Annotated in this window: 19 protein-coding genes; 6 read left to right on the top strand and 13 right to left on the bottom strand. The window is 35.7% G+C overall.

The genetic code is table 11. The annotated features are described in order from the left end of the window. Window positions 1-192: 192 nt before the first annotated feature. The gene (locus JO950_RS17000) at window positions 193-1323 is read right to left on the bottom strand and encodes a formylglycine-generating enzyme family protein (protein ID WP_202703707.1); all 1131 of its coding nucleotides are present in this window, start codon (window positions 1321-1323) and stop codon (window positions 193-195) included. A 355-nt stretch (window positions 1324-1678) separates the two neighbouring features. Here JO950_RS17000 and JO950_RS16995 point away from each other — a divergent pair, with 355 nt between their 5' ends. Further along, complete coding sequence (locus JO950_RS16995; RefSeq protein WP_017495411.1) at window positions 1679-2713, top strand: quinone-dependent dihydroorotate dehydrogenase; 1035 nt, start codon at window positions 1679-1681, stop codon at window positions 2711-2713. On the opposite strand, the gene JO950_RS16990 is transcribed toward JO950_RS16995, so the two are convergent. Both JO950_RS16990 and JO950_RS16985 read right to left on the bottom strand, forming a co-directional pair. Continuing rightward, window positions 2699-3415, bottom strand: a complete 717-nt coding sequence (locus JO950_RS16990) for a DUF3307 domain-containing protein (protein ID WP_202703706.1) — start codon at window positions 3413-3415, stop codon at window positions 2699-2701. The two genes, JO950_RS16995 and JO950_RS16990, sit on opposite strands and share 15 nt — an antisense overlap. Continuing rightward, on the bottom strand, window positions 3412-4026 hold the full coding sequence (locus tag JO950_RS16985; RefSeq protein ID WP_202703705.1) for a SatD family protein: 615 nt from the start codon (window positions 4024-4026) through the stop codon (window positions 3412-3414). The genes JO950_RS16990 and JO950_RS16985 overlap by 4 nt, the downstream gene beginning before the upstream one ends. A gap of 401 nt (window positions 4027-4427) precedes the next feature. Between JO950_RS16985 and JO950_RS16980 the strand changes: the two genes are divergently transcribed. From JO950_RS16980 to JO950_RS16960, 5 genes are all read left to right on the top strand, one after another. Continuing rightward, a complete protein-coding gene (locus JO950_RS16980) occupies window positions 4428-5294 on the top strand; it encodes a hydroxymethylglutaryl-CoA lyase (protein WP_202703704.1) in 867 nt (288 codons plus the stop codon). Between the two features lie 219 nt (window positions 5295-5513). Next, window positions 5514-6068 carry a hypothetical protein gene (locus JO950_RS16975; RefSeq protein WP_202703703.1) on the top strand — a complete coding sequence of 185 codons (555 nt, stop codon included), beginning with the start codon at window positions 5514-5516 and terminating at the stop codon, window positions 6066-6068. After that, window positions 6065-7468 carry a DUF5723 family protein gene (locus tag JO950_RS16970; RefSeq protein WP_202703702.1) on the top strand — a complete coding sequence of 468 codons (1404 nt, stop codon included), beginning with the start codon at window positions 6065-6067 and terminating at the stop codon, window positions 7466-7468. The genes JO950_RS16975 and JO950_RS16970 overlap by 4 nt, the downstream gene beginning before the upstream one ends. Before the next feature lie 180 nt (window positions 7469-7648). Further along, window positions 7649-9121 carry an IMP dehydrogenase gene (guaB, locus tag JO950_RS16965; protein WP_017495404.1) on the top strand — a complete coding sequence of 491 codons (1473 nt, stop codon included), beginning with the start codon at window positions 7649-7651 and terminating at the stop codon, window positions 9119-9121. A gap of 6 nt (window positions 9122-9127) precedes the next feature. After that, window positions 9128-9520 (top strand): hypothetical protein, encoded by a 393-nt coding sequence (locus tag JO950_RS16960; RefSeq protein WP_202703701.1) that lies wholly within the window; start codon window positions 9128-9130, stop codon window positions 9518-9520. 68 nt (window positions 9521-9588) lie between these two features. Here JO950_RS16960 and JO950_RS16955 read toward each other — a convergent pair whose 3' ends face one another. The 10 genes from JO950_RS16955 to JO950_RS22475 form a co-directional block, all read right to left on the bottom strand. Next, on the bottom strand, window positions 9589-10734 hold the full coding sequence (locus JO950_RS16955; protein ID WP_202703700.1) for an NAD(P)/FAD-dependent oxidoreductase: 1146 nt from the start codon (window positions 10732-10734) through the stop codon (window positions 9589-9591). A gap of 201 nt (window positions 10735-10935) precedes the next feature. Beyond that, a complete protein-coding gene (locus JO950_RS16950; RefSeq protein WP_202703699.1) occupies window positions 10936-11811 on the bottom strand; it encodes a L,D-transpeptidase in 876 nt (291 codons plus the stop codon). 95 nt (window positions 11812-11906) lie between these two features. Then, window positions 11907-12794, bottom strand: a complete 888-nt coding sequence (locus JO950_RS16945; RefSeq protein ID WP_230000310.1) for an alpha/beta hydrolase — start codon at window positions 12792-12794, stop codon at window positions 11907-11909. Between the two features lie 55 nt (window positions 12795-12849). Next, window positions 12850-14343, bottom strand: coding sequence for a S41 family peptidase (locus tag JO950_RS16940; RefSeq protein WP_202703697.1), 1494 nt, complete (start codon window positions 14341-14343; stop codon window positions 12850-12852). Between the two features lie 35 nt (window positions 14344-14378). Beyond that, window positions 14379-15836, bottom strand: coding sequence for a hypothetical protein (locus JO950_RS16935; protein WP_202703696.1), 1458 nt, complete (start codon window positions 15834-15836; stop codon window positions 14379-14381). A 94-nt stretch (window positions 15837-15930) separates the two neighbouring features. Then, window positions 15931-16512: a GDP-mannose pyrophosphatase NudK gene (nudK, locus tag JO950_RS16930; protein ID WP_202703709.1), complete on the bottom strand. Its 582-nt coding sequence runs from the start codon at window positions 16510-16512 to the stop codon at window positions 15931-15933. 56 nt (window positions 16513-16568) lie between these two features. After that, complete coding sequence (locus JO950_RS16925; RefSeq protein ID WP_017495398.1) at window positions 16569-17840, bottom strand: adenylosuccinate synthase; 1272 nt, start codon at window positions 17838-17840, stop codon at window positions 16569-16571. Window positions 17841-17935: 95 nt separating this feature from the next. Beyond that, window positions 17936-18394, bottom strand: a complete 459-nt coding sequence (locus tag JO950_RS16920; RefSeq protein ID WP_017495397.1) for a Fur family transcriptional regulator — start codon at window positions 18392-18394, stop codon at window positions 17936-17938. 160 nt (window positions 18395-18554) lie between these two features. Then, window positions 18555-20777 (bottom strand): bifunctional (p)ppGpp synthetase/guanosine-3',5'-bis(diphosphate) 3'-pyrophosphohydrolase, encoded by a 2223-nt coding sequence (locus tag JO950_RS16915; RefSeq protein WP_202703695.1) that lies wholly within the window; start codon window positions 20775-20777, stop codon window positions 18555-18557. Window positions 20778-20845: 68 nt separating this feature from the next. Beyond that, window positions 20846-21238 (bottom strand): DUF4097 family beta strand repeat-containing protein, encoded by a 393-nt coding sequence (locus JO950_RS22475; RefSeq protein WP_370528123.1) that lies wholly within the window; start codon window positions 21236-21238, stop codon window positions 20846-20848. Between the last annotated feature and the right edge of the window lie 190 nt (window positions 21239-21428).

The following is a 21428-nucleotide window of genomic DNA, read 5'->3' as shown; positions in this document are numbered from 1 at the left end:
TAGTTAGGGGTTGTAAAGCTGCAAATTATGAAAACTATAAATTAGGCTGAAAAAAAGTTTGCTTCAAATTTTACTGATTTGCTCTAATTTTAGAAAGTTAAAATCCAATTTCACGAATTTAAATTTGTGAAATTGGATTTGTAAGTAGTATAGCAAAGATTTTAATTTATGTTATTAGGGACTAAAAAAATCTTATTGAACACATCTAAAACCAATATGATTGGCCGGTGATTTGTAGTCTCCTTTTCCTCTGGTGCCTACCATATAGCGGGTACAATACTGATCGGTGCATAAAAAGGATCCGCCACGCTGAACTTTTTTGGGTAGTCCGGGCTCTGAAGGATCATAAGAAGATTCAGGGCCCTGAGGGTTTTTAACAACCTGATCTTTTTTGCTGATTATTTCGTAATAGTCTGCAGTATACCAGTCATTGGTCCATTCCCATACATTTCCGCCAATATCATAAAGACCATAAGAATTAGGGGCAAATTTAGCGGTCGGTGCAATGCCAATATAACCGTCTTCGCCAGTGTCTCCTTTTTCCAGAGGAAAGTGTCCCTGATAAATGTTGGCTTGAAATTTTCCTTTTGGTTTTAAGGTGTTTCCCCAGGCATACAATTCGCCTGATTTTCCGCCACGGGCAGCAAATTCCCATTCAGCTTCTGTTGGCAGTCTTTTTCCGACCCATTTGGCGTAGGCAGCGGCATCATCGTAGGAAATCTGAACAACAGGGTAGTTGCCTCTTCCTTTTATAGAACTTCCGGCTCCTTCCGGATGTCTCCAGTCAGCACCATGCACATAAGTCCACCATTGCATATAATTGTTTAAATCAACCTGAGCTGGGGTAGGAGTAAACACGGCCGATCCTGCAATGAGATTTTCCAAAGGAGCATCGGGATATTCTTCATGAGTGGGTTTTATCTCGGCTAAAGTAACATAACCTGTTGCTTTTACAAAGGCTTCAAATTGGTCGTTTGTAACTTCGGTTTTATCCATGTAAAATCCATCCACATAAACGCGGTGTATCGGGGCGGCATCTTTGGTTACTCCTTTTATACTGCACAAACTTTCGTCTTCAACATTACTTCCCATAGAGAATTCTCCACCGGGAATCCATACCATCCCTGCAGGAGCTTTACCGACAGGTTTGTTTTTGTTCTCAATTGTTGGTTTAAACAATGATTCCTCCGTTGTATTTGGAACCTCGTCACAATTCATCGTCGTTAACTTTTGTTTCGGTACTATAAGTTTTGTATAGCCGTAAGCAATTGTAATAGCAGAGAGGGTTAGAATGGCAAAGATCCAATGCGTTTTATTTTTCATGACGAATGTGTTTATCGAATAGTAGTTGCGGGTAAATTTAAGAATAAAGTTTATAAAGTGATCTTTTTAAACTCTATTTATTTTATGGAGTTAGTAGTGTTTTTTATTGCTGCTTTATTAAGGTGCTGGTAGTAGTTGTAGTTCAATTTTGCAGTTGTGGTGTTTAAGGATTTCGTTTTCTGTTTCTGATGATGTAATAAAATTATGAGAAAGAGGACTTTTGATTGCGGCAAAAATCATTTGAACATAGAAATATAAGGTCAAAACCCGATGTAATTTGTTTTAGCAAAAAGAAGACATTTTCAAAGTATTATAATTAAATTTGCACCCAAAAAAACAACAACAACACACTACTATGTATAAATTGATAATTCGTCCGATACTTTTTGGGTTTGATCCTGAAGAAGTCCATTACTTTACTTTTTCATTTGTTAAATTCATTTCAAAAATCCCGGGAGTTTCATCAATTATAAGATCAGTTTACGAAGTAAAAGACAGTCGTCTGGAGCGTGAAGTTTTTGGAATTAAATTTAAAAACCCGGTAGGTTTGGCGGCAGGATTTGACAAAGATGCCAAGCTGTATAAAGAATTATCGGATTTCGGATTCGGATTTATCGAAATTGGGACGGTAACTCCTGTTGGACAGGAAGGAAATCCTAAAAAACGTTTGTTTCGTTTAAAAGAAGATCAGGCAATTGTAAACCGAATGGGATTCAACAACGGCGGAGTTCTGGAAGCTGTAGAGCGTTTGAAAAAGAATTCAGGAGTTTTGATTGGGGGTAATATCGGAAAGAACAAGGTGACTCCAAACGAAAATGCGGTAGACGATTATATTATTTGTTTTGATGCTTTGTTTGATCACGTAGATTATTTTGTAGTCAATGTAAGTTCGCCAAATACACCAAATTTACGCGCATTGCAAGACAAAGAACCTTTGACGGCTCTGTTGCAAACGCTTCAGAACAGGAATATAGAGAAACAAAAAACAAGCACACAAAAGGTAAAACCAATTTTGTTGAAAATTGCTCCCGACCTTACAGACGAGCAGTTATTAGATATTATTGATATTGTAAAAACAACTCAGATTGCGGGTGTAATAGCCACCAATACGACGATTTCACGTGACGGATTGCAATCTGCCAATAAAGTAGAAACCGGTGGATTGTCAGGAAAACCACTAACAAAACGCTCGACAGAGGTGATTCGTTTTCTTTCGGAAAAAAGCAACAAAGCTTTCCCTATTATTGGAGTAGGAGGAATTCATACTGCCGATGATGCAATCGAGAAATTGAATGCAGGAGCCAGCTTGGTACAATTGTATACTGGTTTTATTTATGAAGGACCGGCTTTGATCAAAGCAATCAATAAAAAGGTTTTAAAGCAATTGTAAAAGCAGTACCTGAACGATTAGTCCTGTAGCAATAGCGCTTCCGAAACTGATCAAAGTACCAATTAAAACATATTCCGTTAGTTTTCGGTCTTTGGCTTCTTTTAAATCGCCAAATCTAAAAATGGATTTTGCGGCTAGTAAGAAACCAATGGCTTCGAAATGACCCGTTAGAATAAAACAGAAGACAAATAATCTTTCTAATAGGCCAATATAGTTTCCGGCTTTGGAAAGTGAGTTTTCATTGTGGCTGTTTTGACTTTCCGGATTCCAGATCGATATAATGGTTTTAATCAGAATAGAAGTTGGTTTTGTAATGAATAAAAATCCTGTAGCTAAAATCCAAAACTGATTGTTGAGCCACAGAAAATGAACGGTTTCGCCCTTGTAGAGCAAAACAACCCCAATCAAAACTAAAAGGTGTAGCGCCTGATCTGCTACAAACCAACTGCGTTTTGTTTTGTTTTTCTGGAAATGGAGTTTGATTAAATCGATAACACCATGCGATACGGCAATTAGCAAAGCGTAAGGGAGAAACTGAATTTCTCCGACTAAAACGGCTGCTAAAATGCCATGTAAAAAAATATGAAGATATAAATAAATACTTTTGTGTTTTTTGGCTTCTTTATCGACTACCCAGGAGTTGGGTTGTGCTGTAAAATCACCCAGTAAATGTGCTAAAAGTAGTTTTATAAATACAATCATAGTGTTGTAAGTTGGTTCATTTGTGTTCTGAAATAGCGGTTCAAACTCAATATTAAATCAAACTGTGCCCGTTTTTGTCTTCGGCTTACGGCAGCTCTTTTGATTCCTAATTTTGGGGCTAATTCTTCTTGTGACAAACTTGGATTTTCTATCGCAATTGCAACAAATTCCGCAGATTGAGCGGACCAATTATCTATAAAAGTAAGAGCAAGCTGAAGCATTAAATTTATTTTTTCATCGACAGCCGAATCGTCGGTTCTCAAGGCTAAATTTACTTTTAGTTTCTTTAGAGTCTCAAAAAGTTCACCTGAGTGTATAAAGGCAGAACCATTGCTTTCAGAAACTTTCTCAGCATCGTGTGTTTTATCTCCAATACCAATACTCATTCGGGCATCCAGTTTTAAAGCTTTTAAATGCGCTTTAATGAGGAGGGCTGCCAATAAAGATTCTTCGGGATTCTTTATTTCTATTTGAAATTCATCCCCTCTGTAAATTTCCCATTGGAGAGGTGTTTCTCCAAAAGAAGCTAAGATTTCCTTTAAAGATTCTACCCAGTCTTTTGATTTTTGCTTTCTGGAATCGATTATATCTCCTGTAATTACACTAGTCATAGTTTCAAATATAAATAAAAAGAATAATATTAATAAGTTATTGTGCGCGATTTGTTTAATACCTGGTTACATAAGTTTTGTATCCATAGAAAAGGCGTTTCACTTCATCTCAAAATACCTGTTTTTCTAGGTGAAAGAAGTTCGTTTCTTTTTCTGCTCTTTTTTTAGACCTATAAATATTGTTTCATTTTTTTTTTTTTGCTAATTACGCCTTACGACATAGTAGTACTACAAATGTAGCTAATATTTTTCAATGTTACGTTTTTGTGTAACATTGTAAGTTGTTACGTTTTTGTGTAACATATTAAAGTGTTACCCTATCGTGTAATACAATTAAAGAAAATTATAACTTTTATTTCTTTAAAAAAGAAACTAACTTAGCCTGCATAAAAGAATAAGCTTTGAATAAAGAAATCAAGATTATCGAATGTCCACGTGATGCTATGCAAGGCATCAAAACTTTTATACCTACTAAAAATAAGGTTTCCTATATACAGTCCTTATTGAGAGTGGGGTTTGATACTATCGATTTTGGAAGTTTCGTGTCTCCAAAAGCAATTCCTCAAATGCAGGATACTGCCGAAGTTTTAGCTCAGCTTGATTTGTCGCAAACAACGAGCAAATTGTTAGCGATTATTGCCAATACACAAGGGGCAGGGCTAGCTGCAGCACATGAACCTATTCAATATTTGGGATTTCCTTTTTCGATATCCGAAAATTTTCAGATGCGAAACACACATAAAACAATCGCTGAATCTTTAATCACGCTAGAAGAAATTCTTGAAATCGCCGATCAGAAAAATAAAGAAGTAGTTACTTATCTTTCTATGGGTTTCGGAAATCCTTACGGTGACCCTTGGAATGTAGAAATCGTGGGCGAATGGACGGAAAAACTTGCGGGAATGGGGGTTAAGATATTGTCACTTTCAGATACTGTTGGTAGTTCTACACCGGAGGTAATCACGTATCTTTTTTCCAATTTAATTCCAAAATACCCACAGATTGAATTCGGAGCGCATCTGCATACGACACCAAACAGCTGGTTTGAGAAAATTGAGGCAGCTTCGAATGCAGGCTGTACCCGTTTTGATGGTGCTATTCAGGGATTTGGAGGCTGTCCGATGGCAACAGATAAACTCACGGGTAATATGCCTACCGAAAAGCTGATTTCGTATTTTACATCCAATAAAAAAGTGACAGGTTTGAACTCTTTAAGTTTTGAGAGCGCGTATAATGAAGCATCAAAATTGTTTGGAAAATTTCATTAGAAAATAATTATATTTACTTATAAAAATAAAAGAACCTATTGGGTTTAATTAATAAAAAATGCTTAACACATAGTAGTCTCTGTGTGTTTTAAATAAGTGAAACGTCTTTTTTAGAGTTAAAAATCTATGTTTCTATGTGTTTAAAAATAATTACACGCAAAGGGTTAGAATAATAAGTAGTATCAAAGTATCGTTGTTAGTATTTAGATATGTAAAGCCATGAGACCAAATTTCATAAAGAGAATTTCTCAGATACTATTTTTATCTGTCCTATTTTCATCATGTTCCAGTGATCTGGATTTTGATCAGACTAAAGATTTCAAGCTGGAACCTACTTTAGTAGCGAATTTGGCTTATTTTAATGCTCCGGCAGCTTCCTTTGTCGATAACGGTACCGAACAGCAAATAGGATTTGATGTTCGGGAATTTGATATTTTCAAAGAAAAATACTTCAACGATCATCTCGTTAAAGCCGAATTTAATTTTGAAATGGAGAATACGATCAACAGAGCCTTTACGCTCAATATATTGCTTTTAAGTGGCAGCGATCAAATTCTTCAAACCATAACACTGGCAGTTCCTGCTTACTCAGGAGGAACAAATGTTGTAAAATATCCTACTGAAGTATTCGAAAATCAACGATTAGATTTATTGAAACAGACCCGTAAACTTGGCTTTGTAGTGGTTATGGCGCCAGGTCCGCCTTTAAACGGAAACAGTACAGGCAGTTTAAAATTACGCTCAAGTGCAACTGCTTATATGGTAATTCAATGAGAAAATTATATTTAGTTCTGATAGTCGTATTTCAGCTTTCTTGTTTTGCTCAAAATAAAGAAGTACTGTACAATTTTACCGCCATTCCGCAATCTTCACTTGTAAATCCGGGAGCAGATGTCGCTTATAAATTCTATTTTGGAGTTCCTGTTTTATCCGGAATTTCAGCAAATTTAGGATCAAGCAGCTTTTCGGCCTATGATTTATTTGCGAATAACGGGGTAAATTTCAATGATAAAATTCGAAACGTGATTAATAAATCATCCAGTAGAGATAAAACGCAGATCAATCAGCAGCTGGAACTGTTTTCAGGCGGTTTCAGAATTGGAGGAAAAGACAGTCAGTCGTATCTTTCGTTTGGAGTTTATCAGGAATTTGATTTTTTAATGTACGTTCCTAAGGATCCCGCTATATTGGCACTAGACGGAAATAAAGATTACATTGGAAAGGCTTTCAATTTGTCCGACTTGAATTTAAGAGCCGAAATGCTTTCTGTGTTTCATGTTGGGTTTCATAAAAAAATAAGTGAGAAACTGGTTTTAGGTGGCCGCGCCAAAATTTACTCAAGCGGAGCAAATGTAACATCAACCCGAAATTCAGGATACATTTATACCGGTCAGGCTGCGGGAACTCCTAATTTATATACACAAGCCATTTCGTCTAACGTACAGATAAAGACTTCCGGGATTGCTACATTTACAAAAGACGAGTACGACGGTAGTATTCCAAGTGATATTGTGCGCAACACTTTTTTTAACGGAAGTTTAGGTTTAGGACTTGATGCCGGTTTTACTTATTATTTTAAAGATAATCTTCAGCTTACCGCAAGTATTGTTGATCTGGGTTTTGTGAGACAGTCTAAAGATATCGAAACCTTAACCTATAAAGGAACGTATCACTATGAAGGTGTGAATCCGAATTTTGATAATTCAAATGAACCAAAGAACATCTTTGATGATTTTGATAAAGCGATACCTCGTGATACACTTTATAATAAGTACACCACCCTCAGACCAACAAAACTCTATTCTTCCCTTCAGTATTCCTTTGGCGAATCACGTTCTGATGAAGATTGTAATTGCCATGGTAAAGTCACCCGAAAATATGTCAATGGTGTAGGAGGACAGCTGTTTGCAATGTCTATGCCTGTAGAGCCTTTTGTGGCATTAACCGCTTTTTACAGACGCAGTATTTTCGAAAAATTAGATGTGAAAGCTACTTATACAGTTGATTCTTATTCGAATAAAAATATTGGTTTAGGACTTGCAGGTACACTTGGAAAACTGAATATGTATGTTCTGGTCAATAACCTCTTAGAATTAAAAGATGTTTCAAAGGCCAATAGTATGGCATTTCAGTTCGGATTTAATTTTATATTTAATGATAATCCGGAAGAATAATGTTTTTAAAAAATCCAAGTTTCAGGTTTCAAGTTTCAGGTTTTAGGTTCTAATAATTGGAATTTATCATACTGTTCATTTGTAAGATTAATTCCTTAACTATAAATTTAAGAATAACTTAGCATCCAAGTTATCAATTTATTTACTATATTTGCACGCAATTCAACTAGAAATTGCACCATGATAGCACACAACTCCAAGATTATCGGCGAAGGTTTAACTTACGACGATGTATTATTAGTACCTAACTACTCCAATGTGCTTCCCCGCGAAGTGAGCATTAAATCAAAGTTTTCACGAAATATAACGCTAAATGTTCCAATAGTATCAGCCGCTATGGATACCGTTACGGAAAGTTCTATGGCAATTGCTATGGCTCAGGAAGGCGGAATAGGTGTTTTACATAAAAATATGACGATCGAGCAACAAGCTGCGAAAGTTAGAAGAGTAAAACGTGCAGAATCTGGAATGATTATCGATCCGGTAACTTTACCAACAAATTCAACTGTTGCAGATGCTAAAAATGCAATGAAAGAATTCGGAATTGGAGGTATTCCAATCGTTGACGAGAATAAAATACTAAAAGGAATTGTTACCAATCGTGATTTGCGTTTCGAAAAAAATGGAGCAAGACCAATTGCTGAGGTAATGACTAGTACAAACTTAGTAACGGTTGCTGAAGGAACTTCATTAGAGCAGGCAGAAGTAGTTTTACAAGGGCATAAAATCGAAAAATTACCAGTGGTAAATGCTAATAATGAATTAGTAGGTTTAATCACTTTCAGAGATATCACAAAACTGACTCAAAAACCAATCGCTAACAAAGATGTTTACGGACGCTTGAGAGTGGCAGCGGCAATTGGAGTAACCGGAGATGCTGTTCAAAGAGCGGAAGCTTTAGTGGCAGCGGGTGTTGATGCAATTATCATCGATACTGCTCACGGACATACTGAAGGTGTAGTCAATGTATTAAAAGAAGTAAAATCAAAATTCCCTCAAATAGATGTAGTAGTTGGAAACATCGCGACTCCGGAAGCTGCTAAATATTTAGTGGAAAGCGGTGCTGACGGTGTAAAAGTGGGTATCGGACCTGGTTCTATCTGTACAACCCGTATCGTTGCCGGTGTTGGTTTCCCTCAATTCTCAGCAGTTCTTGAAGTAGCTGCGGCTATCAAAGGAAGTGGTGTTCCGGTAATTGCCGATGGTGGAATCCGTTACACAGGAGATATTCCTAAAGCCATCGCCGCAGGAGCTGATTGTGTAATGTTAGGTTCATTACTGGCAGGAACAAAAGAATCTCCGGGAGAAACAATCATCTTCGAAGGAAGAAAATTTAAATCGTATCGTGGAATGGGGTCTGTTGAAGCAATGCAAGGCGGATCTAAAGACCGTTATTTCCAGGATGTTGAGGACGACGTTAAAAAATTAGTTCCGGAAGGAATTGTAGGGCGTGTTCCTTATAAAGGTGAATTAAACGAAAGTATGCTTCAGTTCATTGGTGGTCTTCGTGCCGGAATGGGATACTGTGGTTCAAAAGATATTCCAACTTTACAGGAATCTGGACGTTTCGTTAGAATTACTTCAAGCGGAATTACTGAAAGTCACCCGCATAACGTAACTATTACAAAAGAAGCTCCAAATTATTCCAGATAATCCAATATGAATTTACAATTCAAGTTAAATGATATTCTCGAAGTTGATTTATATTACGGGTTTTATGAAATTTTTATTTTAGGAGGTTTTGATGTACGGGCAAATCCTGATTTTTTTATTGAGATTCTGGATTTAAAAACAAATGAGTCTATTCTTTTGAATGAAAAAAGTTTAAAAGGAAGGGATTATAAAAACGGAAAAAGAGCTGTGAAATTTTTTAGTTTTCAAGTTAATAATAAGTCAACATTTAAAATTTCGGTTCATAATTATGAAGATTTAACGGTGTTTTATTCAATGTTGGGCGCTAATCCTTTTAGTGTTTTAAATTTGTTTAAAAAAGTTTATGGAATAAAACGAAAGCAAATTGAGTTAAATGAAATTGAAATCCTGATTTGTTAAGTTATAAATTAAGAAAAGGGCGTAAGGTTTTAAATCTTACGCCTTTTTTTGTTTTGTAAATAAGATGTTTAAACTTCAAATCGGCTGTTCAAAATATCTTCAGATGAAATATCAGAATGCAATAAATCTTCCATTTTTTTTGTCATGTGCTGAGCTCCTAATGCATAACCAAACATTTTTTCCTCGTAATCTTTAATAGCGTCATCAATTGTTGCAAATTTTCCGTTGGTTAAGTTTTCGGTTAAATGATAAGTATCAAATAATCCCATATTGACACCTTCACCGGCAAAGGGAGGCATTAAATGAGCTGCATCTCCAACAAGTGTAATGTTGGAGTGTTCTTTCCAGGAATCTTCTAATGAAAACAAACGTAAAGGCAATCCGGAAAAATCAGTTGCTGCGTTAAAGAATTTTTTATAATCATCGCTCCAGTTTTTAAAGGTTTCATTCAAAAAAACTCTTACTGCAGTGAGGTCTTCAAAGTCGATTCCGTTGTTTGAAATCCAATTTTCATCTGCTTTGAAAGAAACTCCAAAATGTACCGAACCGTCACGTAACGTATGGGTGTAGAACATTTTTTGTTCCCCCATTGCCATTACATTTCCGTTGCCATATTTAGGTTTGAATTCAGGGTAATCACGATCCGGATCGGCAATTTCTCCCTGAATGATATACGTTCCTGAAAGTTGAGGTTCCAGATCGGTTACCAATTTTCTGGCATTTGATCTCCCGCCGTTGGCTACAATTACGAAATCGGAAATTGCAGTGGTACCATTCTTAAATTCTAAATGATATTGCGCTCCGGTTTTCTCCATATGGGTTAAATGACTGTTCCAAACTACTGTATGTTCGTTTAGATTCTCCAGCATGATTTTTCTTAAATCATTACGGTCAATTTCAGGTCGGGTATAGGCATTTTCTTCATCAGGCATTTCAGTCGAAGTAATGTTGCCGTGCAGGTCAGTCATTTTTTCACCGGTTGGACGTGCATATTTATAGAATTCGCCCATTAAAGCTGCTTTTTCAATTGCTTTCTGACCAGAATCTAAATGAATATCCAATGTTCCGCCTGAAGTTCTGGCCTGAGCGTTCAAATCTCTTTCGTATACCGTTACGTCGGCGCCATTAATTTGTAAAATTCTTGCTGTTGTTAAGCCAACAGGTCCGCCACCAATAATGGCGATCTTTTTGTTTTTTATAAGGGAATGTTTCATGTCTTGTTTTTTAATTATGCAGCAAATATATAAATAATAAATGAACGTTTATTCATTTACATGTTAAATAGTTTTAAAGATGTAAAGACGCAAAGGTTCAAAGGCTCAGTGGGGGCGTAAATTTTATAAAAAAAATCAGCCAGAACCTTTTAAGAAGTGGTTTTGACTGATTTTAGTGATATGCATTTTTATAAAACAGGGCTATGGTGTAGTGGTTTGTCTCGCTTCTCTAAGTTTTTGATTTTCCAGTATTTCTTTTAAAAAAGGCCGGATCTGCATTTCTATTTGGGATTCAGAGAGATCAAGTACTTTAGGGTTTTTTACTAATGCATACCAGGGTTTTGGTGCATCAAATGGGTAGTTACCAAAAACAATTACCGGAGTTCCTTTTATTTCTACATTTTCTCTGTCTTTTAAGATCCATTCATCAGCCCATTTGTAAAGATCTTTGGCGTCATTTTCCTGTAATCTCAAACAAGAATGTGATGCCGGATACCCGGGTAAATCATATTGGTGAAATCCAACACCCAGTTTATTTTCAATATTAAAATTCCATTTTAAGTCCCATTCGTCATTGAAGGTACTGGTTGTTTTTTCGGCTTTCCAATTGGTAAAGAATAATCCGGTTGGAGTAGGATCTTTTTTTCTTCCCATATTAGTTGGGCCTGTATAGATTAGTGCTCCATTTTCATAAGCAGCAAATGCCTGAGAAGGATAAGAAAAGAGAATCACTTTTGAGACCTCTTCTAAGGTGGTAACGTGCAAAGGAAACGGAAGATAATACACCAAATCGCCGCTGAAATCGACTGGAATAATAACCGAATCCATTTTTACGAAATTTTTTCGGTCTGTTCGGTTTAGAGCGCAGGCAATGCGGAGTTTACTGCTGTCGGAAGCATTGGTTTTAAGCCATTCTTTGGTGTTTTCAAAATGATAAGAGACTGACTTTGGTTTTTTATACTCGATCGTTTTTTTGACTTTGCTCTTAGATTCAGTAGTTTCGTTTTTTTTGCAAGAAGTTATTAAAACGAGAACGATCAGTAGTAAAATACTTGAGGGGTATCGTAACTTTCTCATAATTGTTTTTTTTATACTAGTAAAGTTATTTGATTACTAGTCAAATCGTTTATACAATTACCTGAATAGTTTGTTGGATTTTCATTTACAATTTTTCACTGTACCGAATTTATAAATCCTGTAACATCTTTTGTCCATTGAATTTTATTTTTGATTAGATAATTTTCATGTCCGGTTGCTTTATAGATATTAATTCTTTTTTGACCTTTTAAATTTTTATAAATCGCATTTATTTCTTCTCTGCTTACGCTTTTATCCTTTTCTCCGTAAAGCAATAAAACCGGACAGGAGATATTTTTTGCATATTCTGTCGGATTGTGGCTAAATCCCCAAAAGCCATTTTGTAAGCCGCCCCAAAACACTAATAAACCCGCCATTGGAAATGTGGGTGCATTCATCTTTTTAAATCTGGCACAGACAGTTTTGTACATTGAACCAAAGGGACATTCGATAATTATACCTTTGGGATTTATTTTATAATCCTTTATGCATTTCATTATTGAAACAGCTCCCATGGAAGTTCCAAATAAATAAATATTTTGTTCTCCTGTCTTGGTAACGTAGTCAAAACAAGTTTTTACCTGCTTAGCCTCATTAAAACCAATTGTAGTTTGATTTCCTTCAGAATTTCCACTTCCCATGAAATCAACAAGAACTGTATTGAATCCTAATTTGATAAATTCATTTGATCGTTCAATCATTGAGGATTTTTCTCCTCCATAACCATGAAAAAGTATAACAGTTCCTTTGGGTTCTTTATTTTTGATAAACCAGCATTCAATTTCCTTGTTGCTTTTAAGGTTTAAAATCTGATATTTTTGGGTTGGAGCTTTCTTGTTTTTTGGTTTAGGATTATTGACTCCCAGGAATAGAGTTTTTGCTTTATCAATTAGAGATAATTTCTCGGGGCTTTTAGTTTTTACTGCGTTATTTTCTGTAAAATGAGTAAACTTATAGGCGTGAAAAATAGCAATACTATTCATAAGTATAAAAATGAATAGTATTATCCTTAAAATTTTATTCTTAAACAATTTCATTTTATTTCTGCTCAATTAATTTCAAAGTATATTCAAACTGAGTATCCTTATTTTGTACAAAATCGTCAATTGTTTGTTTGACTTCATGATCGGGAATTACGCCCCTGCCAAAAATCTGATTGGGTTTCTTAGGGGCATCCTGTTCTAAGTTGACAATCGAAAATTGCGTTTTTATTTTTGTATTTGGGAGTTCATATTCCACAGGCGTGTGTCCGTTATGGCCATAGTAACCGCCCATTGTTTCTTCGCCGATAACTATAGCATTAGTATGGCCTGTAACTAAAGAAGCAAACAGTGATCCCGCAGATGCGATTCTGGGACTAATTAATAAATAAATCTGCCCTTGAAAGTTGTTTTTGTCGGGCTGTAATAAACGATTGAATTTGGGATCCTGCAGATATATTTTGCCTTTCAATTCCGGGTATTCTTCTTTAAGTTCCGCTTCGAACTCACTTAGTTCCTCCGACCGTTTTTTGGGCTCTGTTTCTTCGTAAACAAAATATTGGGGAAAAGGAATTTTTTGAAAATTGATAAATGCGGATGTGTTTTCCCGATACGGTTTTTGTGTCAGATAAGAAAAAGCGACAAGATCGTTGGGGTCACTTCCACCGCCATTACTGCGAACATCTACAATTAAGTTTTTAATTTCGGGATGAAGCGAGAGAAACTGAAAGCAGCTGTCCAGATATTTTTTATAGACTAAATGCTCTTTGTCTTCTGCATTCATGCCAATGGCAAAAGTAGGTATAGAAAGTAATGCTGTATGGGGTGTGCATATCTTAAAAGTATATTTATTTTTGATTTTGCCGTAATGCAGACTGTCTACAGGCAGAGAATGACGATTTTTAAAATTATCTTTTCTGGTTTCGTTTGAAACAGCAAGAACATTTTTGGATTGTTTTTGAGTCTGATCAGGAAGTGAATAGTCGACTAGAAAATGCTCTTTGGGGCCGAATTCCAGTTCGAAATACCTTCCAAATGAAGCACTGATTCCGATTGATTTCCCAGAAAGATTATAACCGTCCGTCGTGTAATATTTATAGAAACGAGAGAGTATTTTCTCGATTTTAATGTCATTGATTTTATGAATTTGCGAGCCTACGGGAATTTCAGTATTCTTAAAATTGATAATTACTTTATCGCCAATTAGTTTAACAGGGTACGGAAAGAAAACTTTTCCTGAGGTGTATTTGTTTTGAAAATCATCAGGAAGAGTGGTGTTATTGTGTACGCTGCCTTCAAAGTCAGTGATTTTGAGGATTATTTTATAGAAATCCAGTAGCGATTTAGGCTTTTTTAATTCTGAAAACGCCCAGGAATAAATACTGTCTATTTGTTTCTTTGTACGGTACTTATAAACTCCTGAATTGGCTTTTTCTCTAATCTCTTTAAAAGTTGATAAATCCTGTTTTAGTTTTGCAGCAGGCCATTTTTCATTTTGTGAAAAGAGAAGAAACGGAAAAAACAGAAAAAGTAATGTTTTAAATTTTGACATTTCAAGGGCTTTAGGATCTAAGTACTGATTTTTGACTAGTTAATTTTGTCTTGTAACAAACTAAATTCTTTATCCGAATATTTTAATTCAGTTGCTATTTTTTTTAGTTTTTCTTTATTTACTTTTCCTAAAGGAGAATAATAAACATAGTGTCCAAATCCTGCCAATTGACTAAGAGCATCATTGTTGTCTTCTTTTGCGAGCAAAGGTTTTACTGTTATAAGGATTTCTGTTATGCCTTTGTCTTCATTAAACTGAATCATTTTTTCCGGTAAATTTGGCGGAATTAATGTCACTGGCATATTGGCAATATAGGATAGATACTTTTTCATAAGTTTCCATGAATTTTCATCTTTTACTGCTGCCATAATATCGGCCAAATTAGTAATCGTACAGGTAGAGACGTTACTTTGAAAAAGTTTATTAACTTTTTCTATAGAAGGCTTTCCGATATTTTTTAATATTTCGGTTGCTTTTTCTTCAACACCGTTTCCATGATTTGCATGTAGTTTTAAAATCATCAAACAGACGTCTATTGTATATTGCTGTTTGTTTTGGCTTGAGATTTCTTGAAGTTTTTTTAATTTTTTACCGGGTTTGTTTTTATCTGTCCCAAAAAACTGAAGTAATTCGAAGTTTTCTTTGCTGTATTCCAGATCTGAATCAGCAGGAGTGTTTCTGTAGAAAGTACTTTTATTAGTTAATTCTGATGCTGTTACTTTATCATTTTTGAAATTATAGATTTCAGCTAGTTTATCATAAATTGCAGCTTCTTTAGGATTGTCTACCAGTATTTTATTGAATTCTGTTTCGGCACTGTTATAATCTTTTAGTGCAATATAATTGTCAGCTATATTGAATAGAGCAGCGTTTTTATATTTTTCATCATTCAAAAGCGCTTTGAACGTTTCATTTGATTTGTCGTAATTGGTTAAAAGTTGTTGAATTTTAGCTGCATAATAAATTTCTTCGCTTCGGTTATATGTTTTGATCAGATATTCTAGATCAATAAGAGCAGATTTTAGGTTTTCTTCTTTAAATTGACCTTCGTCATATTGGAGAGAATCGGCTTTAAAAACGGAATTTCCATCGATATTTCGTTGTCTGGTACCTAGTTTTGCCATTTCCAGACTCATTTCAGATTTTCTTTTTATTAATTCTGGAACACTTCCAAATTTCGCAATTCCTTTTTCAATAATGTCAATTCCTTCAAGCCATTGTCCATTTCGAAACAAAGAATATCCATAACTTTCAAAGGTTCCAAAACAATCATTTTTGGTTTCATAAAGTTTTTTAGAAAGGACTACAGCATTTGTACTATTGTTTTCTTCAAGCTTTCTTAAAATGTTTTTTTGTTCTTTCTTAACGGCTTCGTCGCACAAGTCAAAATTATCAGATTTTAATTTTTCGTACTCAAAAACATTTCGTTGAAGTTTTTGTGAGAAGGAGTAAAGGGTGAGGCTTAAAAAAAGGAGTAAAAATTTTAGTTTCATTTTCCGGTATTTTGTTTTTATTAGACTGAAATTTAGCTATATTTTTTAAAAGAAAAACTTAATTCCAGTCTAAAAATAATAAAAAATCCCTTATTTAAATCAAACCTTTTATTTTGGCATGCTGTAACAATAAAATCGTTTTTGCATCTGTAATTTCACCCGATTGAATCATGGCATAAGCCTGATCAAAGGTGTATTCCAAAACCTCTATATTTTCTTGTTCTGCGTCTAATCCGCCGCCGTTGTTTACTTTCATGGTCTCGTCATATTCTCCGATAAATAGATATAAAATTTCGGTTACAGATCCTGGTGACATGTAGGTTTCGATTACTTTTTCTACTTTCTGCAGACGATACCCGGTTTCTTCTTCGGTTTCGCGAATAATAGCCTGCTCCGGATGATCCTGATCTAAAAGTCCTGCGCAAACTTCAATCATCATTCCGCTTTTATTGCCGTTGAGATAGGTCGGCAGACGAAATTGTCGCGTCAGGATAACGGTTTTCTTAGAGGTGTTGTACAATAAAATGGCAGCTCCATTTCCGCGGTCATACACTTCACGAATGTGAGATTCTATTTTGCCGTCTTTCATTTCATAATCAAAAGTTACTTTGTTCAGCAAGTACCAATTGTCTGATAATAATTGGGTTTCGGTAACTTTAATTTTTGGATTTTTCATCATTAGAAATGTTTGGTGTAAAAAAAACGCTCTGATTATCAGAGCGTTTGGAGGTGTTATTTTGTTATTGTTTGCTTTCTGTCTGGTCCAACCGATACAATTTTGATCGGTACTCCAACTTCTGCTTCAATAAACTCAATATATTCTTTTAGCTCAACCGGTAATTGATCGTAAGTCGTCATTCCTGTTAAATCAGCTTGCCATCCTTTAAACTCTTTATAAACAGGAGTTACGTTTTCAGGCTCGATGTTGTAAGGAAAGTGAGAGATGTTTTCACCTTTATAATTGTATGCAGTACAGACTTTTAACGTTTCAAATCCAGAAAGTACGTCACCTTTCATCATCATTAACTGAGTAACCCCATTTACCTGAACAGCATATTTTAAAGCTACTAAATCTAACCATCCACAACGTCTTTGTCTTCCTGTAACGGATCCAAATTCGTTACCCACTTTTGCCATTGTTGCACCTACTTCATCAAAAAGTTCAGTAGGGAATGGACCGCTACCTACACGTGTAACGTAAGCTTTGAAAATTCCATATACTTCTTTGATTTTGTTCGGAGCAATTCCTAAACCGGTACAAGCCCCGGCAGCTGTAGTGTTTGAAGAAGTTACAAATGGATAAGTTCCAAAATCAACATCTAATAAAGAACCCTGAGCTCCTTCACATAAGATTGATTTACCTGCTTTTTGAGCCTGGTACATGTATTCTTCACTATCAATAAAATCTAATTTCTTTAATTCTTCGATCGCTTCAAAAAACTCTTTTTCAAGTTCAGCCAAATTGTATTGAATAGCAACATCATAAAAAGCAATCATGGCTTCGTGCTTGTCAGCCAATGCTCTGTAACGCTCTTTAAAGTCTTCCAGTTCAATATCTCCAACACGCAATCCGTTTCTTCCGGTTTTGTCCATGTAAGTTGGCCCAATTCCTTTAAGAGTAGATCCGATTTTTGCTTTTCCTTTAGATGCTTCAGAAGCTGCATCTAATAAGCGGTGAGTTGGTAAAATTAAATGTGCTTTTCTTGAAATGATCAGTTTGCTTTTGATATCAAGGTTAAATTTCTCTAAACCTTCGATTTCTTTTTGAAAAACCACCGGGTCTATTACAACACCATTACCAATGATGTTTACTGATTTTTTATGAAAAATTCCGGAAGGAATGGTTCTAAGTACGTGTTTAATTCCGTCAAATTCTAATGTATGTCCTGCGTTTGGTCCTCCTTGAAAACGTGCAATAATATCATAATTTGAGGTAAGTACATCAACAATTTTTCCTTTACCTTCATCTCCCCATTGTAATCCTAGTAATAAATCTACGGTCATTCTCTTTTTAATTTGCGTTGAGGCAATTCCTGTTGCCCCACTGATTAATGTAGTTAATTTTCTTTTTTATATTTTCTGAATAAGACCCTTCGGAATTATTGTTTTTGCTTTTTGTTTCCGTAGAAATACAACGAATGATTTGTGATTTCAATATCAAATATTTCTTCGATTGTTTTTTTGATGGTCTGAATTCTTGGATCGCAAAATTCAATTACCTCACCGGAATCCGTCATGATAATATGATCATGCTGTTTATCAAAATATGATTTTTCGTAGTAAGCCTGATTTTGTCCAAATTGATGTTTTCTAACCAAAGCGCAGTCTAACAAAAGCTCAATCGTGTTGTACAATGTAGCTCTACTCACACGATAGTTCTTGTTTTTCATTTTGATGTATAGGTTTTCTATGTCAAAATGTTCTTCGCTATCGTAAATTTCCTGAAGTATAGCATAACGCTCAGGAGTTTTGCGATGCCCTTTTTGCTCAAGATACAGTGTAAAAACATTTTTTACAATTTCTTGATTTCTAGTGTTGTCAGTTGAAATGAGTGTCATATCCGGCAAAGATAATTTTTTATTTTTAATGAATAAAAGTTTCGGGTTTAAAGTTTAGTTATAAAACCCTTATAGATAGGTTAAAAAAGTTATGCGTGGTTTGTTTTGGCTTTTGAACTTCGTGAACCTGAAACAACAAACCAAAAACCATAAACAATTTTTAAGTTCTGTACTCTCTTGTTACTTTATCAACTCCGTCAATTTTTTTAATGGCATTGATCATTTTCTTCAAAATGGTATTGTTCTGTACGATGACAGCAATTTGTCCGTGAAAAATTCCGGCATCAGTGCTTAACGAAATGCTCTGGATGTTTACACTCATGTTGTTCGAAATGACTCTGGTCAATTGATTGGTAAGTCCTAAAACGTCCATTCCTGTTATGTTGATAATGGCTTTGAATTCTTCCTGAGAAGAGTCAATCCATTTGGCACTCATAATACGGTAAGCATAATTGGACTGCATGCCAATCGCATTCGGACAGTCTTTTTTATGAACTTTGATTCCTTCATTGATGGTCACAAATCCAAAAACATCATCTCCCGGAATCGGGTTACAGCATGGGGAGAGTTTATAATCGAGTTTGTCATGCTCTGTTCCAAAAACCAGCATGTCGTAGTTACTGCTGATGATTGGTTTGTGAATGTCTTCTGAAGCGGTGTTGTCCTTGTTTCGCTTAATTTTATTTTTGAAGAAATTGATAAACGTATTGCTTTTTTGCGCCGCATAATCTTTTAATTGTTGATTTTCGATCGCACCAATCCCCACTCTGTAAAATAAATCTAAACTGGTTTTAAGTTTGAAAAAGTTAACCAATTCATTGATAACTTGTTCGTTAATAGTGATTTTAAGGTGTTTTAATTTTCGGGTAAGGAGTTCTTTTCCTTCTTCGGCGATTTTTTTGGTGTTCTCGTTCAGAACATTTTTAATTTTGGTTTTCGCGCGCGAAGTTGTTACGTATTCCAACCAGTTTACAGTTGGTTTTTGATTGGCAGAGGTTATAACTTCAACCTGATCGCCACTTTTTAACTCGTGATTCAAAGGTACTAATCGCCCATTGACACGTGTTCCTCGGGTTTTAATTCCAATTTCGGAGTGAATGCTAAAAGCAAAATCAAGCGATGTAGCTCCTTTTGGAAGTGATTTGATTTCTCCTTTTGGTGTAAAGACAAAGATTTCTTTAGAATATAAATTCATTTTGAAATCTTCGACAAAATCTACGGCATTGGTTTCCTGATTCTCGAGTGCTTCACGAAGTAAATTCAGCCATACGTCCAGACCGCTTTCTTCGGTTGCGCCATTTTTGTATTTGTAATGTGCGGCATATCCTTTTTCGGCAATTTCATCCATACGTTCGCTTCGAACCTGAACTTCAACCCAACGGCCTTTTGGTCCCATAACCGTAATGTGAAGGGCTTCGTAACCGGTTGATTTTGGAGAGGAAATCCAGTCACGTAAACGACTCGGGCTCGGTCTGTAATGATCTGTAACGATGGAATAGATTTTCCAGGCTACGAATTTTTCATCATGCTGATCTGATTTGTACACAATTCTTAAGGCGAATTTATCGTACACTTCGTCAAAACTTACATTTTGAGCACGCATTTTTCGACGAATGGAGTAAATAGATTTTGGACGTCCCTTAATGACATAATCGACACCTTCACTGTCTAAAGATTTCTTTAAAACATCTGAAATGTCTTTGATATAAGCATCTTGTTCTTCTTTTGTCTCTCTGATTTTGCTTACAATGTCGTTGTAAACATTTGGTTCTGTATATTTCAGACCTAAATCTTCCAGTTTGGTTTTGATATTGTACAATCCCAAACGGTGGGCAAGAGGGGCATAAATATAAAGTGTTTCTGAGGCGATTTTAGTTTGTTTGTATTCCGCCATCGAATCCATAGTTTGCATATTGTGCAAACGATCGGCCAGTTTGATCAGAATAACACGTACGTCATCGTTCAGTGTCAGGATCATTTTTCGGAAATTTTCAGCCTGCATGGAGGCATTCAAATCTCTCTGAACCAATGATATTTTGGTTAAACCTTCTACCAATTGTGCAACTTTCGGATTGAACAAGCGTTCAATATCTTCTACTGTCAAAGGAGTATCTTCAACAACATCATGCAAAAGGGCCGCAGCGATAGAGGTCGCTCCCAAACCAATTTCGGAGGCAACAATTTTCGCAACTGCAATAGGATGAAAGATATACGCTTCTCCGGATTTACGTCTTTGTTCTTTATGCGCATCAACTGCAACATCAAATGCTTTACGGATAAGTTTTTTGTCGGCGGGACTTAAAGTCTGATAACTGATTCGAAGTAACTCTTTATACTCTTGTGCAATTGCTTTATTTTCTTTTTCAATATCTATTTCTATCATAACGGCATAGTTCAAGTACTAAAAATAAGAATAAGTTTGAATATACGCAAGGGAATGGAAGGTTGATTTTAGATTTTAGATTTTAGATTTTGGAGGTTAGATTTTGGGCTATCAAATCGAGTGGAGCAGGAGTTTTTTAGGGTAAAAAGGACTTCGACTTCGCTCAGTCTGACATTGGCTTCGCTCAGTCTGACATCGGCTTCGCTCAGTTTGACATTGGCTTCGCTCAGTCTGACTTCGACTCCGCTCAGTTTGACATTGGCTTCGCTCAGTTTGACTTCGACTCCGCTCAGTCTGACTTCGACTCCGCTCAGTTTGACATTGGCTTCGCTCAGTTTGACTTCGACTTCGCTCAGTTTGACATTGGCTTCGCTCAGTCTGACTTCGACTTCGCTCAGTTTGACTTCGACTTCGCTCAGTCTGACATCGACTTCGCTCAGTTTGACATTGGCTTCGCTCAGTTTGACATCGACTCCGCTCAGTCTGACTTCGAACAGAATGGATTGATTGTTAAAAAAATAAAGGTAAAATTTTTAATTTTTTAGTAAAGTTATTTCCCAAACCCCTAAATTTCAATCTAAGAATCTAAGAATCTAAGAATCTAAGAATCTAAGAATCTAAGAATCTAAGAATCTAAGAATCTAAGAATCT

Source organism: Flavobacterium sp. UGB4466, assembly GCF_903469665.1.
GTDB lineage: Bacteria > Bacteroidota > Bacteroidia > Flavobacteriales > Flavobacteriaceae > Flavobacterium > Flavobacterium lipolyticum.
Note: the sequence above shows the minus strand (reverse complement) of the source record. Positions and strands in the feature narration are given on the sequence as shown.